Origin of the sequence: Hoeflea sp. Naph1 (genome assembly GCF_046837775.1) — a bacterium.
Lineage (GTDB): Bacteria > Pseudomonadota > Alphaproteobacteria > Rhizobiales > Rhizobiaceae > Hoeflea.
The window spans coordinates 2,282,006-2,295,734 of sequence record NZ_CP177286.1 but is presented as its reverse complement, the minus strand read 5'-3'; the positions used below and the strand labels follow the sequence as shown (position 1 = coordinate 2,295,734).

Sequence of the window (13,729 nt, the reverse complement as noted above, 5' to 3'; positions counted from 1 at the left end):
TCCGTGACGATGACATAAACCTATCAGAGCACCGTCACACCGTCAAGGATTATTTTCCTATTTTGATATTCACGTAACATACCGATCTATCCAAAGAAAAATCTCGTTAGGCGGGTTGGATTTTTAGATTAGGTGAATAAGGTAGCAACGGTGGAGGCGGTGGGAATTGAACCCACTGGGCCATGGATGAGAAGCCCCGGACCAGCACCAAGCCGCCCCCACTACGACAGAGTCCGACGACGACTCTGAAGGCACCCGTAACAGGGTTGCACCAGCCCCCGGGCCAGATGGCGGGCAGTAGATTATGAGGTTGCACCCTCGGGCTACTGCCCCCGTCGCGGGAACAGATCAATACAGCAGCGACTCGGGTGGATGCGTCAAGAGGTCGGGCATTTCCGAATCATGAATGCCCCTTTTCGGACCGGGATCTTGGGGAAAACGAGAGTAACTCAAGATGACAGACGGGCAGGATTGACATGATGAGAAGCAGTTCAACACGGCACTAATTCGCTCGATGAACCGTCCTCATTCGCCGAATGCATGTTCTATCCATTAGCTGGCAATTACACACCCCAAAAGCCAATTCGCACTCACCATGAAAACGCCGTCGACTATAGCCATTCTTCCCGCTTGATCTCAAAGGAGCCCCATCATGGTCCAATTTACCGGCGGGTGCCTTTGCGGCAATGTGCGGCTGGTGGCGTCGGGGCGGCCCTACCGGGTTGGCCTGTGTCATTGCCTGAGTTGCCGTAAGCATCACGGAGCGCTGTTTCATGCCTCAGCGGTGTTTCCCGAGGATGCGGTCACCATCAAGGGCGAAACCGGCAGCTATGCCGGGCGGCACTTCTGCCCGGCTTGCGGCTCGTCGGTTTTTTCCCGCAGCGACGATGAGATCGAAATCAATCTGGGCTCGCTCGATGCGCCCGACCAGTTGCAGCCAAGCTACGAACTCTGGACCGTTCGCCGTGAATCCTGGCTGCCCTCATTTCCCCTCGCACACAGCTACGACCGCGATAGCGACGAGACGACCCGCTACGAATACTAACGCCGTGTGCCGGTTGCTGACCACAAACGCAAAACGGCCGCCGGGAGCGGGGACCGGCGGCCGTTTCGATGCGCGTACACTCAGGGGGTAAGGAGTCGCGCAAACCAGACTAGGGGCTGTTGACGTTCGGGATTCCCAAATCACCTGACTTCTGATTCAAGGTTGCAAACGGAGGAGAGTAACCTTGACCCGAAGAGTCCTATCCAATTCGCAATGGGCGATCATCGAACCATACTGCCTGGGTAAAACCACCGATCCCGGACAAACCGGACGTGACCCACGACTTTTCATGGAGGCAGTCCTCTGGATCGTCCGCACGGGCGCGCAATGGCGCGAATTGCCGGGTGAGTTTGGCAAATGGAATTCTGTATTCAAGCGGTTCCGCAGATGGGTCAAAGCGGATGCTTTCTATTGTATGTTCAAAGCATTAGCCTCAGACGCCGATCTGGAATACGCAATGATCGACGGTACTATCGTCAAGGTTCATCGCTCGGGTCAGGGCGCAAAAGGGGGACTCTCTGCCAGGCCATTGGACGCTCACGCGGCGGCATAACGACAAAGATACTGGCTCTGACGGATGCGCTCGGTAATCTCGTCGATTTCTGTCTGATGCCAGGGCAAGCTCATGATCTGCGCGAGACCGATGCGTTGATCAGCGGCTTGTCCGCCGGATATTTGCTGGCGGACAGGGCCTTTGACGCGGATTGGCTGCGCAATGGCCTGCTGGATCGCGGCATAACCCCGGTCATACCGCCAAAATCCAACCGGAGGTTCCCGGCAGAGTTCGACAAGGAAACCTACAAATGGCGGCATTTGATCGAAAACTACTTTGGCAAACTGAAGGAAAACAGAGGGATAGCAATGCGCTCTTGCAAAACCGACCAGAGTTTCAAAGCCTTCATCTCAATTGCCGCAACGCTCATTCACACACGGTAAACGTCAACAGCCCCTAGGCGATGGCTATAATTCCGAGCACAGCGAGCAGGAACAGAACCAGCACGATGGCGATCAGGAACTTTGCGCCGGTCAGTGCCGCGCCTGACAACCGGCCAAAGCCCAGCAGACCGGCCACAGCGGCGACAATCAGCAAAATCAGAATCCATTTGATCACAAGGCAACCCTCCATTGGCAATACAATGCGTTAACACCGAAAGCCGGAATTGGTTCCCGCCGCCCGTTCCAAAATATTCAGCGGTACTCGCGCCGATCCCTGATGGTCCCAAACGCCACCCGCGAGATACAAGCGACGGCGCACCGATGGCGAGACCGTCAAATCGCCAACAGAAAACTGGTTCGGGCTTGTTACATAAAGCGCGTGTACGGGCTGCGGCCGGCACGCATAGAGCCGCCGGAATCTCGCCAGCGCCGGCGGAGGCTAGGCCTCCTCGGCCGGCCATTCGACCAGGTAATCCTCGAAATCTTCAACTTCGACATCGGTTTCACTGACGGTGCGGTCACGCACCGAAACGCCGGCTTCGTGCACCGTGTCGGCATCGCCCGACACCAGCGGATGCCACCAGTAGAGATCACGGCCCTCGGCCACCAGCCGGTAACCGCAGGTCGGCGGCAGCCACGGAATGGTTTCAACCTGGTCCGGCGTCAGCCCGATGCAATCAGGCACGATAGCCTGGCGGTTGGGATAATCCTTGCAGCGGCAGGTGTAGCCGTCGAGCAACCGGCAGGCAATGTTGGTCCAGGCAATCTCGCCGGTATCCCAGTCCTCCAGCTTGTTCAAACAGCAACGGCCGCAGCCATCGCACAGGCTTTCCCATTCGGCGGCGTTCATCTCGTCCAGGGTCTTGGTTTTCCAGAAGGGCTTGGAGCCCATTATATGCGTCCTTTTTTATTTTCCGGCAGGAGTCGGTTTGCTTATCTGACTTGTTCTTTGACTGAAAATCGGCCAAAAGCATAGGTCGTAGGGGCAATATAGGCAGCTGTTTTTCGGCGACCACAAAAGCAACAGGCGAGGCCACAAGCCCACGCCGTGATGGATCGAGACCCGTGCAAGACCCGTTCAACCAGGAAAACCGGCCGCGCAAGCGCTCCAATATCCTGCTCAGGATCGATTCCTGGATCGATTCCAGCATCTGGAACGCAGGCTTCGGCGTCGGCGAATTATGGGAAGAAATCACCATCTTTTTCCGCAGGTTCCGCACTCGCGGGATCTGGAAAGCCGTGTTCGAATTTGCCGGCGAAGGCATGAATGTCGGCACCGCCGGCTTCGTGCTGCTGTTGGCGTTGGCGCTGCCGGCGTTCGAGGAGACCGCCGGCAATTGGCGTGCCCAGGATGATTTCGCTGTCACCTTCCTCGACCGCTACGGCAATGAAATCGGCCATCGCGGCATCATCCACGAGGATTCAGCCCCAGTCGACCAACTGCCCGATCATTTCGTCAAGGCGGTGCTGGCCACCGAGGACCGGCGCTTTTTCGATCATTTCGGCATCGATTTTTTAGGCCTGGTCCGCGCCATGACCGAAAACGTCAAGGCCAACTCGGTGGTTCAGGGCGGCTCGACCATCACCCAGCAGCTGGCCAAGAACCTGTTTTTGACCAATGAACGGACCATCGAGCGCAAGATCAAGGAAGCCTTTCTGGCGTTCTGGCTCGAAGCCAATCTGCCGAAGAAGGAGATCCTCAGGCTCTATCTCGACCGCGCCTATATGGGCGGCGGCACCTTTGGCGCAGCCGCAGCGGCGCAATTCTATTTCGGCAAGGACATCACCGAGGTTTCGCTTGCGGAAGCGGCGATGCTGGCCGGGCTGTTCAAGGCGCCTGCCCGCTATGCCCCGCACATCAACCTGCCTGCCGCCCGGGCGCGCGCCAACGAGGTGCTGTCAAACATGGTGCAGGGCAACCTGATGACCGAGGGCCAGGTCATCGGCGCGCGGCGCAATCCGGCCAGCGTCATCGACCGCGGTGACCACGATGCGCCGGACTATTTCCTCGACTGGGCGTTCGAAGAGGTCAAACGCATCGCCGCCCGGTTCGACACGCACTCGCTGATCGTCCGCACCACCATAGATATCGGCATGCAGGAAGCCGCCGAAGCTTCGCTGGAAACCAGCCTGCGCCAGTATGGCGAACAATACAGAGCCAGCCAAGGCGCACTGGTGCTGATTGAAAATGGCGGCGCCGTGCGGGCCATGGTCGGCGGCCGCGACTACGGCGAAAGCCAGTTCAACCGCGCCACAAGGGCGCTCAGGCAACCGGGGTCGTCGTTCAAGATCTACACCTATTCGCTGGCCATGGAAAAAGGCATGACGCCCGACAGCCCGATCATCGATGCACCGATCCACTGGGGTAACTGGAACCCGAAGAATTACGGCAACAGCTACCGTGGGCGCACCGACATCAAGACCGCACTGGCAAAATCGATCAACACCATCCCGGTCCGGCTCGCCAAGGAGAAACTCGGCCCCAACCCGATCGAACAGATCATGGCCCAGGCCAAGAAATTCGGAGTGCAGACGCCAATCCGCAAGGACGTCACCATCCCCATCGGCACTTCCGAAGTCACGGTGCTCGACCAAGCCACCGCCTTTGCGGTGTTTCCCGCCGGCGGCATGGAATCGCGCCGCCACGGCATCACCCAGATCATGAATTACAAGGGCGATGTGCTGTATGATTTCAACCGCGACGAACCGCCCGCCAAACGGGTGCTGTCGGAAACGGCCGAAGCCTACATGACGCAGATGCTGACCCGGGTGCCCTATGTCGGCACCGCCCGGCGCGCCGCCGTCGACGGGGTGCTGACCGGTGGCAAGACCGGCACGACGCAGGCCTATCGCGATGCCTGGTTCTGCGGCTTTACCGGTAATTTTGCCGCAGCCGTCTGGTTCGGCAATGACGATTATACCTCGTCCAACCGGATGACCGGCGGCTCGCTACCGGCGATGACCTTCAAGCGGTTGATGGATTACGCCCACCAGGGCATCGAGCTTCGGGCCATTCCCGGGGTCGAAAATCCGCTGCCAACTCCGCGTGCCGCCCCGCTGGTCGCCGACACCTCGGGCGATGGCAACGGGCTGGCGCCACCGCAAAGGCCGCGCACGCTCAACCGCCAGACCACCGACATCCTGCGCGCGCTGTCCGACCTGTTCGACAAGGCCAAGCCGCTGGGTGCACCAGATCAGCTCGCCGCCGCCGGCAGCGTGCCTGCGCTGGTTCCCATCACTGCCGAACAATGATATTCCAAATCGCTCACTCGCGGGTTCCATAAAACGGTGTGGTCAATGTATGATTTCAAGACATTAGGACGCCCCGTCCACTCCCGATCCAGCGCCGTGCCCGTCACGTCGCTGGCTTGACGAAGGAAAACCCAGCTCGTGTTTCGTCTGCCTGTTCTGGTTCTGCTCACGCTGGCTGTCGCCTTCGGCATTGGTGGCTGGTCCGCCGCGTGGACGCTCAAGGCCACATCCGGCTTCGGCGCCATCAAGCTGGGCTCGTGGAGCGCGTATCCGAAAGTACAGACCGCCAGCGCCGACCCCTTTGCCAAGGCCCACCGCGCCGGTGAAGGACGCATCCTGCTCGGGCGCGCCGAAGGGCTGGTGTTTACCGCGCTGACCGATCAGGACGGCAAGCCCCTGTCGGGGCGCTGCAGTTACACGGTGTCGGGAACGACGCCGCCGTCACGGTTCTGGACGCTGCGCCTCACCGACACCAAAGGGACACCGGTAACCGCGCCACCGCAGTTTCCCTCGAGCATCAATTCCTGGAATACCTTGCGCAACAGCGATGGTGCCTTCACCATCCAGGTCGCAGCCCAAGCCATGCCCGGCAACTGGATCAGGCTCGATCACCCGGGCAACGTCGCCCTGGTGCTGACCCTGATCGATACGCCCACTGCGGGCTCCACCGGATTGGTCGAACTCGACATGCCGACAGTATCTATGATTGGCTGCGACAATGCGTAATATCGTGCTGGCCATCGCCATCGGTCTGGTTGGCGCGGCGCTCATCCATATCATCATCATTCTGTCGATGCCCAAATGGACCGGCACCGACGCCTGGACCCGGATAGTGGCGCTGGATGACGAAAACCGGTTCTTCACACTTGCCAACGAGCCCAACACCTCGGGGCTCTACAATGACGATCCCTACATCCGAACCGCAGTCTGCCGGTTTGACATCAGCGACCGGCCGGTCCGGGTAATGGCGTCGGGCGATGTGCCGTTGTGGACTGTATCGGTCTACGATTCCGCGTCGAATGAAACCTATTCGATGAACGACCGCTCCTCGATCGGCGAAAGTGTCGACATCGCCCTCGTCACCCCGACACAGATGCTGCAATTGCGGCGCGCCATGCCGCGCACGCTTGAGCGCGCGGTGCTGGTCGAATTGCCGGCAACGCAAGGCTATGTGGCACTGCGCGCCATCGCTCCGGCACCAAGCCAGGAACCCGCTGCACGGGCGTTCCTGGCCAACGCAATCTGTTCCCGTTTCAAGATCGACCCCGCCTGAAGACACCCATCCGGCTAAACCATCCTGACAAGCCACGCCGTCTCGAGATGTTCTCTCCGCCGCGCGGCTCCGACCCTGCCCAATACCCGGGCCGGTGAGTTCCCGAGTGGCAGCAGAAGCCGTTTGGCGCAATGATTAGGCACCTTGGCAGGCATGGAACCAGATCCGCGCGCTCACCCTCGCTGCAGCAGTGCACCTGATCGGGACTGGATTGATCGCGGTAGAGCCGACTTCCCCGGCATGAAAGAACCGTCGGGCAAATTGACTTCGGTCAATGAGGTTCCCGAACGATGCGCTATATATATATCGGTGATGATTTATATTTGACCGGCCACATATGTGCCGGTCCACCAGAGGATAAGCACATGAAAAAGGCAGATATCGTCGTCCTTGGAGCAGGTCTTGGTGGAATATCCATGGTTTTCGATCTCAAGGCGGAGCTCGGAAAAGACCACCGCATCGTTCTGGTCAACAAGGCTGAAACCTTCCAGTTCACCCCGTCCAACCCCTGGGTCGGAGTCGGCTGGCGCGAGAAAAGCGATATCACCATCGAACTGGCGCCGTTGATGGCCAAGCACGGCATCGATTTCATTCAGGCCTCGGCCAAAAAGCTGGTCCCGGAGAGCAACAGGATCGAGATGGAGGATGGCAGCTCGGTCGACTATGACTACCTGATCATCGCCACCGGTCCGGAACTGGCTTTCGACGAAATCGAGGGCTTCGGCCCTGACGGGTACACCCAGTCGGTTTGCACCGTCGATCACGCGGTTCAGGCAAATGTGGCATTTGAAGCCTTCTGTGCCGATCCCGGCCCGATCGTCGTTGGCGCGGCGCAGGGCGCCTCGTGCTTCGGCCCGGCCTATGAATATGCAATGATCCTCGAGAAGGAACTGCGCAACCGCAAGATCCGCGACAAGGTGCCGATGACCTTTGTCACCTCCGAGCCCTATATCGGCCATCTCGGTCTCGGCGGCGTCGGCGACACCAAGGGTTTGCTCGAACACGAGATGCGTCAGCGCAGCGTCCGCTGGATCACCAATGCCAAGGTGGAAAAGGTCGAAGCTACCACCATGACTGTGTCCGAACACAATGATGACGGTTCGGAAAAGACCAAGCATCAGCTCGACTTCAAGTATTCGATGATGTTGCCGGCGTTCCGTGGCATTGCCGCCGTGAGGGATATCGAAGGCCTGGTCAATCCGCGCGGTTTCATCATCGTCGACAAGCACCAGCGCAATCCGAAATATCCCAATATCTTCGGCATCGGCGTTGCCATCGCTATCGCGCCGTCGGAAAAGACTCCCGTGCCTACCGGCGTACCCAAGACCGGTTACATGATCGAAAGCATGGTCGCGGCAACCGCGAAGAACATCGGAGCTTTGCTCGCCGAGAGAGAGCCTACAGAGGAAGCCACCTGGAACGCCTTCTGCCTGGCAGACTTCGGTGATCGCGGCGTGGCCTTTCTGGCGCAACCGCAAAATCCTCCGCGCAACATCAACTGGGCAGCCGAAGGCATGTGGGTGCATCTGGCCAAGGTGGCATTCGAGAAATACTTCATGCACAAGGTCCGCAAGGGCATCACCGAGACCTATTACGAGAATGCGGTGATGAAAATGCTGGCCATGCACAAACTGAAATAAGCGAGCGCAGTATTATTTTCGCTGCCGGGGTCCCCGCGTACAGGCATCCCGGCGCCTATTCGGCGTCGACAAACGGAGTGCCTTGCCGGGTTGGCGCACTGTTGCGGTCACCGGTAATTCAGAAACATTTTCACGTTTGTTACGCCGGGCGGTAACCCCGGCGGCCACGCCGCGTCGCGCGCAGCGTCTGGCGCGCTCATCAGCGCAATCCTCTTGCAGCAGACCCGGTAAAACCTCAGGCGTGCTTGCCGCGTTTCGGCTTCTTGCCGCGGCGCTTGCAGGGCGCGGGATCTTCAAACATCGGCTCGTATGGTACCGGGACGTAGAGTTCCGACGCGGCCTCGATGAATTCACGGCGCACACCGGTAAAGAACAGAACCTGTCCAGATCTCTTAGCGGCTTTACCTGGCGGCTGAGTCACTGAAACTCGTCGACATCTTGACTGGTCAAAGGATAAAATCTTCGTCATTTCTGGCCTCCAAATGCTTGGAACAGGAATACGCTGAACACCCTTCTTCTTCCTCTCCCTCCATCAAGTCACTACTTGGTTAACAGCTTGCTAACGGTTTACCGATAGTTTGTATCAATTGTTTCGTAGCGTTCCAGTCAGGTGTGCCCGTGTCCAACAGTTTCCGCGATCTCGAACGGCTCGATTCCGCCCACCGCAAGGATGCGGTGCTGATGGCGACAATCAGCGGCCTTGAATATCTCGAACGCCCCTCGCGCCAGGACATGGCGCGGTTCTCGCGCCTTTTCATTCCCCTCTTTGAAGCTGCTGACCCGCAAACCCGGCGCACCGCCTCGGCAGCGCTGTCGCGGCTGTCACGGGTGCCCGACGATGTTGCGGAAATGATCATCAATCAGCCGATCGACATTGCCGCCCCCTTCATCGCTCATTTTGCCGGTCTCAGGGAAAGTGCGCTGGCCCGCGCCGTGGCGCGGATGGGTGCCCCGCATGCGCGCGCCGCCGCACGCCGCTCGGACCTGTCGCCGCAGGCCATCAGGACGTTGCGCGGGCTCAATGATCCGTCGGTGGAGGGTCTTCTGATATTGCGCGGGCTGATCCCCGATCCGGCCAGGCTGCCAGCCAGCAAACCCGAAGCGCCGAACGAACGTCCGCACATCGATACGCCGCCGCTCGATCCGAGCGAGAAGCTGCGCAACGAACTGCGTGCGCTGGCGCAGCGCAGCCCCACCCCGAAATCGCCGCTCAACCGGCCAACCAGCACCCGTAAGCCGCGCATCGAGCCTGCCACCCCCACCACCGAACCCTCCGAGCGCCAGGTTTCGCCTGCGACCCGGCGCAGAATCGCCGAGGCGCGGCTAAGCCAGCTCGCGCGCCATGCCAAGCCCGACCACGAAGCCTGGTTTGCCACCGCCCTTGCCGACGCCATGGAGACCAGTTTCGCCCTGTCCGAGCGCATCATGATGGATCTGTCCGGGCGCCAACTGGCGACCGCGTTGATCGGGCTGGAGGCGCCCGCCGACACCATCAAGACCGCGCTTGAGTGCTTCTTTCCGCACCTGGCGCAGCCTTCCGCCCGCCGGACGCTTGCCAACGACCTGATTGACGACCTTGATCCGCAAAGTTGTGCTGCGCGTCTTTCAACCTGGCAACGCGCCGACAGCTACACCTCTGGTGGGCCCCTGCATGTTCCGGCGCTGGCCGACAGCAAGCCGGCGCGCCCTGCTCCCGTCTCCCGTCCAACTTCACAGGACAATCAACGCGCAGCGCAATCCCGCAAGACCGGCTGACCCAAGCGAGCTTCGGCTTAGCGCGTTGTTTCGCTCAGGCGCATGTCCGCCGGACGGAGGCACGTCACGGTCAAATCGAATCACTCGGCCCGGGCATGGGAACCAGCGCTATTGCCGGGCTTTTCGCCAACCTGCGGAGCGGGCTTCGGATTCAGTGCAGAACCAGCGCTCGCCATATCGAGGCGTTATCTTCGTCGGGATATAAAACTTCTGACCCGGCACATGGTAGATGCGCTCGCCGGAGTTGATGCTGACATTTCCCTTGATCAGGCACTGTTTAGTATCCCGGGAGGACTTAACTGGGGATGGTGACCCAATCCGGCTGATCGCGCTTGGCGCGATGAAAGCAACGGTTGAAAAGACAATCACCAATGCTGGAAATCTGATCATGACAATCCGGAAATACTATTGGGATTTCCGAATCTACGCGCTGTGGATTAATTTTGGCTGCGTGTAATCGTTAAAATTGCACGTGCATTAATCGTCGCTGAAATCCAGATAGGTTTCCGGCGTCTCGGTTTCGATCTCCAACACCCAGATATCGGGGTCGAAGCGGATCTCGCGGGCGATTGTTTCGGAGACTTCGTTCTCGGCAACGCGGGATTTCCTAAGCTCGAAAAGCCGGCCATCTGGATGGTCGCTGTCAAATGCGGTCTGCGGCGCCGGTGCAGCCAGGCTTTCGCTGCCATCGCGGTGACGGATACGGACGAAGATCGCGCCGGCCTCTTCCGACCCGCGCCGTTCGATCACCGCCATGCCGCCATCGGCAAAAACCCGGCGCACAATGGCCGAGACGAATATCCCGGCCTTCAGTCTCATAACGCGCCGATTTCGAGCAGCTTCTTGAGCACCGTCTGATTGGGCTCGCCGGTGACCGGCAACCGGTAGTGCTTTTCGAAAGCGCTGATCGCGTTCTTGGTTTCGGCACCGGCAACGCCGTCAACGGCGATATCGGCATAGGCGATATTGGACAGTCCGGACTGGATCTGGCGCACCAGTTCGCTGACCGCAGGCACTTCGGCCGCGGCTTCGGTGACAGGTTCGCCGGCACGCTGATCGGCCGCAACTGCCGGAGCCGGGCGCGGTTGCGGACGGACCACCTTGTCGATGCTGACCATCTTGACCGGCGGGGCAGCACTGGCCGGGGTTTCCATCACCGCCAGCAGGCCGGGTGTGGGCTCGCCGGTCTCGACATAGCCATTGGCTTTTTCCCAGGCGCGGATGGCAGCAGCCGATTTCGGCCCCATCAGGCCATCGACCTCTCCACCATAAAGACCGTTGCTGGCCAGAATTTGCTGGATGCGGCTCAACACTGGATCGGTTTGCGAGACCACTGGCGCCGGCGCTTGCTGCACGGCGGTCTGAACCTGCGCGGGTGCAACGTTGGGAACCGGGATTGAGGCGGTCTGTGTGTCGTCGCTGTGCTCGATCCGGTAGGTGGTGACCGAGCGCGTGGGGGCACCTTCCGTCAGCGCCATACGGGTTTCGGGCGTTGCCGCTGTCACCGGCCGCAGCGATGCGGAGACGTCGCGGGTCTTGAGAATCGGCGCAGGATGACGTCCGGGCTGGGCCCACAGCGCGTTGGCGGCAACAAAGCTGAATATCACCGTGAACGCCACGGTTCCCCCGGCAAGCGAGGGGTGCGCGGAGACGACACGCCCCAGCGTGGTCAGGACTCCCCGGCCAAAGCCGCTTTCCTCATCTATCAAGTCAGGCGCTACGCGCTGTCTCGGCATGGTCTTCATTCCTGATTCTATCGTGGTTTCGGGCTGCCCGGGGCAGCACCGGCGGAAACGCAACCGGCGCGGTTGCTGTTGTTTCGGCTTGGGGGCGATTGGCACCCGAACCGTCGGCCGGCAGATCGATGGTCACAACTGTGCCCTCGCCTTCGCGGCTGTCGATGGTAAACGCGCCGCCATGAAGGTCAACCAGGCCTCTAACCAGCGAAAGGCCAAGTCCGGTGCCTTCATACTGGCGCGCAAGTCCGTTTTGCGCCTGCACAAAGGGATCTCCGATGCAGGCGAGCTTGTCGGCCGGGATGCCGATGCCGGTATCGCTGACCACCAGCTTGAGCCGGCCGTCCTGAACCGCTGCGTCGACATTGATCACGCCGCCGGCCTCGGTGAACTTGATGGAGTTGCCGACCAGGTTGATCAGCATCTGCTGCACCGCCCGCCGGTCGGCGACGACATCACCGATACCGGGTGCCAGACGGCGGGTCAGCGTGACGCCGCGGTCGGCGGCCTGCAGGCGCAGCATGGCGTCGCAGCCCTCGACCACTTCGCCGATGGCGAAGGGTTCGACAAACACCTCGTAACGGCCGGCCTCGATCTTCGACATGTCAAGCATGGCGTTGACCAGCGCCAGCAGATGCTCGCCCGACTGATGGATCAGACCGACATATTCACGCTGACGCTCATCGTTGAAGGTGCCGAAATATTCACGCGCCAAGACGTCGGAAAATCCGATGATGGCATTGAGCGGGGTGCGCAATTCATGGCTGACGGCGGCCAGAAACCGGGTCTTGGCGGCGTTGGCAGTTTCGGCTTCCTCTGCGTCGGCGTCGGCGCGCATGCGCTCGTCGACCATCTGCGAGATGTCACGGCTCTGCGCCAGGGCGCCGGTGAAACTGCCGTCAGTTGCCCGTTCGGCGGTCAGCGAGATGGCGACATGGACAAATTGTGCGGCCTCGTCGAGAGCCTCGAAGCGCACTTCGAGATCGCGCCGACGTTCGCCGCGGCGCAGCGCATCAAAGGCGTCGAGAAAAATGATCCGGTCGGCGACATGGATGCGTTTGACAAAGCCCTTGCCGCTGATATCGCCAAGACGGGCGCGATAGTCGGCCTGGTCATGGCCGGCAGTATAGATGACATCGCCGCGCGCATCGTGCAGCGTGATCAGGCCCGGCAACCGGTCGAGAAGGTCGGCGGTATCATCGCGTTCAGGGGGCACTTCTGGCGCCGGTGCCGCCAGTTGCTCCGTAGGCTCGAAAACCTGTGCAGCACCGCGCAACAGCGCGTAAAGTCCAAAAGATAGGCTGATGGCAAGTCCCCCCGCCTGCGGCGTTTGTCCGGCCAGACCGGCGCCGCTGAGCGCAGCATTGGCAGCCAGCGCCACACCGGCAGCCGACAGGCCGAGCAGCAGGCCGGAACGTGAATTGGAACGGATGGCCGCCTCCAGCGGCAGCAGCGCCAGCAGAGGCAGGAACGGCGAAGCCAGCCCGCCGCTCAGGCCGGCCAGTCCACCAAGCGCCAGCGCCGCAGCAGCAAGGGCTGCGCGCCCGGTAACCTTGGGAGATCCGGAAGCCGACAATATCCCCGCCATCGCGATCGGCAAGGCAGCGAGCGCCAGGGCGCCGGCCAGCGCATGCGGCCAGGCAAACACCGAAAGGAGCACCGGCACGGTAACCAGTGGAGCGACAACTGCCCCATAAAGGCACGTCGCCATGATGCCGACCCGACGCTGGTAATCAGCGGGATCCAATTCTGACGGCGCAAGCCAGGTTTCGGCGATTTGCCGTCCCGCAATGGTTACCCTGTCTATGATTTTATCAAATCCTGTCACTGCCGAATCCGTACACGCCGCAGTTTCTTGTTGTTGGCCCGACTGTCTCATTGCCAACTTAAGGAAAGAATAAAGCAGGCCCGGGAACGACAGGAAAGGCATTCAAACCCTCCGGTCCGCGGGGCGGTACGGCCAGCTTTGGCGATCATGGTTAACGAGTGGTTTTCGTGCTGACATCCCGGTCGTGGGGTGCGGCGAGCGACAATCACTAAAATTTTCAACAAATTTGTCTCAAATCCCCGCACCTGTCTCAAACTGGTTTTG

At 60.4% G+C, this 13,729-nt stretch carries 14 protein-coding genes; 7 read left to right on the top strand and 7 right to left on the bottom strand.

Features of this window, described 5'->3' with window-relative positions; genetic code table 11:
• Positions 1-652: 652 nt before the first annotated feature.
• A complete protein-coding gene (locus ACK6D9_RS10890; protein ID WP_412051678.1) occupies positions 653-1,045 on the top strand; it encodes a GFA family protein in 393 nt (130 codons plus the stop codon).
• A 184-nt stretch (positions 1,046-1,229) separates the two neighbouring features.
• A protein-coding gene (locus ACK6D9_RS10885) for an IS5 family transposase (RefSeq protein WP_412049012.1) occupies positions 1,230-1,981 on the top strand; the annotation gives its coding sequence in 2 pieces (ribosomal slippage) (positions 1,230-1,563 and positions 1,563-1,981; 753 coding nt in all).
• Between the two features lie 13 nt (positions 1,982-1,994).
• On the opposite strand, the gene ACK6D9_RS10880 is transcribed toward ACK6D9_RS10885, so the two are convergent.
• Together ACK6D9_RS10880 and ACK6D9_RS10875 are read right to left on the bottom strand one after the other, a co-directional pair.
• On the bottom strand, positions 1,995-2,156 hold the full coding sequence (locus ACK6D9_RS10880) for a DUF1328 family protein (protein ID WP_267652002.1): 162 nt from the start codon (positions 2,154-2,156) through the stop codon (positions 1,995-1,997).
• A gap of 264 nt (positions 2,157-2,420) precedes the next feature.
• Positions 2,421-2,873 (bottom strand): YcgN family cysteine cluster protein, encoded by a 453-nt coding sequence (locus ACK6D9_RS10875; RefSeq protein ID WP_412051677.1) that lies wholly within the window; start codon positions 2,871-2,873, stop codon positions 2,421-2,423.
• Between the two features lie 173 nt (positions 2,874-3,046).
• Here ACK6D9_RS10875 and ACK6D9_RS10870 point away from each other — a divergent pair, with 173 nt between their 5' ends.
• The 4 genes from ACK6D9_RS10870 to ACK6D9_RS10855 all read left to right on the top strand — a co-directional run bounded on the left by ACK6D9_RS10870 (position 3,047) and on the right by ACK6D9_RS10855 (position 8,146).
• Positions 3,047-5,233, top strand: coding sequence for a transglycosylase domain-containing protein (locus ACK6D9_RS10870; RefSeq protein WP_412051676.1), 2,187 nt, complete (start codon positions 3,047-3,049; stop codon positions 5,231-5,233).
• Positions 5,234-5,371: 138 nt separating this feature from the next.
• A complete protein-coding gene (locus ACK6D9_RS10865; protein ID WP_412051675.1) occupies positions 5,372-5,959 on the top strand; it encodes a DUF1214 domain-containing protein in 588 nt (195 codons plus the stop codon).
• Positions 5,952-6,506 carry a DUF1254 domain-containing protein gene (locus ACK6D9_RS10860; protein ID WP_322990372.1) on the top strand — a complete coding sequence of 185 codons (555 nt, stop codon included), beginning with the start codon at positions 5,952-5,954 and terminating at the stop codon, positions 6,504-6,506. The genes ACK6D9_RS10865 and ACK6D9_RS10860 overlap by 8 nt, the downstream gene beginning before the upstream one ends.
• A gap of 365 nt (positions 6,507-6,871) precedes the next feature.
• A complete protein-coding gene (locus ACK6D9_RS10855; protein ID WP_412051674.1) occupies positions 6,872-8,146 on the top strand; it encodes an NAD(P)/FAD-dependent oxidoreductase in 1,275 nt (424 codons plus the stop codon).
• A gap of 235 nt (positions 8,147-8,381) precedes the next feature.
• Here the strand turns inward: ACK6D9_RS10855 and ACK6D9_RS10850 are convergent, their stop codons facing one another.
• Positions 8,382-8,615: a hypothetical protein gene (locus ACK6D9_RS10850; RefSeq protein WP_412051673.1), complete on the bottom strand. Its 234-nt coding sequence runs from the start codon at positions 8,613-8,615 to the stop codon at positions 8,382-8,384.
• A 149-nt stretch (positions 8,616-8,764) separates the two neighbouring features.
• Between ACK6D9_RS10850 and ACK6D9_RS10845 the strand changes: the two genes are divergently transcribed.
• Positions 8,765-9,901: a hypothetical protein gene (locus ACK6D9_RS10845; RefSeq protein ID WP_412051672.1), complete on the top strand. Its 1,137-nt coding sequence runs from the start codon at positions 8,765-8,767 to the stop codon at positions 9,899-9,901.
• A gap of 108 nt (positions 9,902-10,009) precedes the next feature.
• Here the strand turns inward: ACK6D9_RS10845 and ACK6D9_RS10840 are convergent, their stop codons facing one another.
• The 4 genes from ACK6D9_RS10840 to ACK6D9_RS10825 all read right to left on the bottom strand — a co-directional run bounded on the left by ACK6D9_RS10840 (position 10,010) and on the right by ACK6D9_RS10825 (position 13,465).
• Complete coding sequence (locus ACK6D9_RS10840) at positions 10,010-10,288, bottom strand: hypothetical protein (RefSeq protein ID WP_412051787.1); 279 nt, start codon at positions 10,286-10,288, stop codon at positions 10,010-10,012.
• A 90-nt stretch (positions 10,289-10,378) separates the two neighbouring features.
• Entirely contained in the window at positions 10,379-10,720 is a 342-nt protein-coding gene (locus ACK6D9_RS10835; protein ID WP_322990851.1) for a DUF1491 family protein, read from the bottom strand.
• Positions 10,717-11,637: a peptidoglycan-binding protein gene (locus ACK6D9_RS10830; protein ID WP_412051671.1), complete on the bottom strand. Its 921-nt coding sequence runs from the start codon at positions 11,635-11,637 to the stop codon at positions 10,717-10,719. The genes ACK6D9_RS10835 and ACK6D9_RS10830 overlap by 4 nt, the downstream gene beginning before the upstream one ends.
• Entirely contained in the window at positions 11,612-13,465 is a 1,854-nt protein-coding gene (locus ACK6D9_RS10825) for a sensor histidine kinase (protein ID WP_412051670.1), read from the bottom strand. Before ACK6D9_RS10825 ends, ACK6D9_RS10830 begins: the two co-directional genes overlap by 26 nt.
• Positions 13,466-13,729 lie beyond the last annotated feature (264 nt).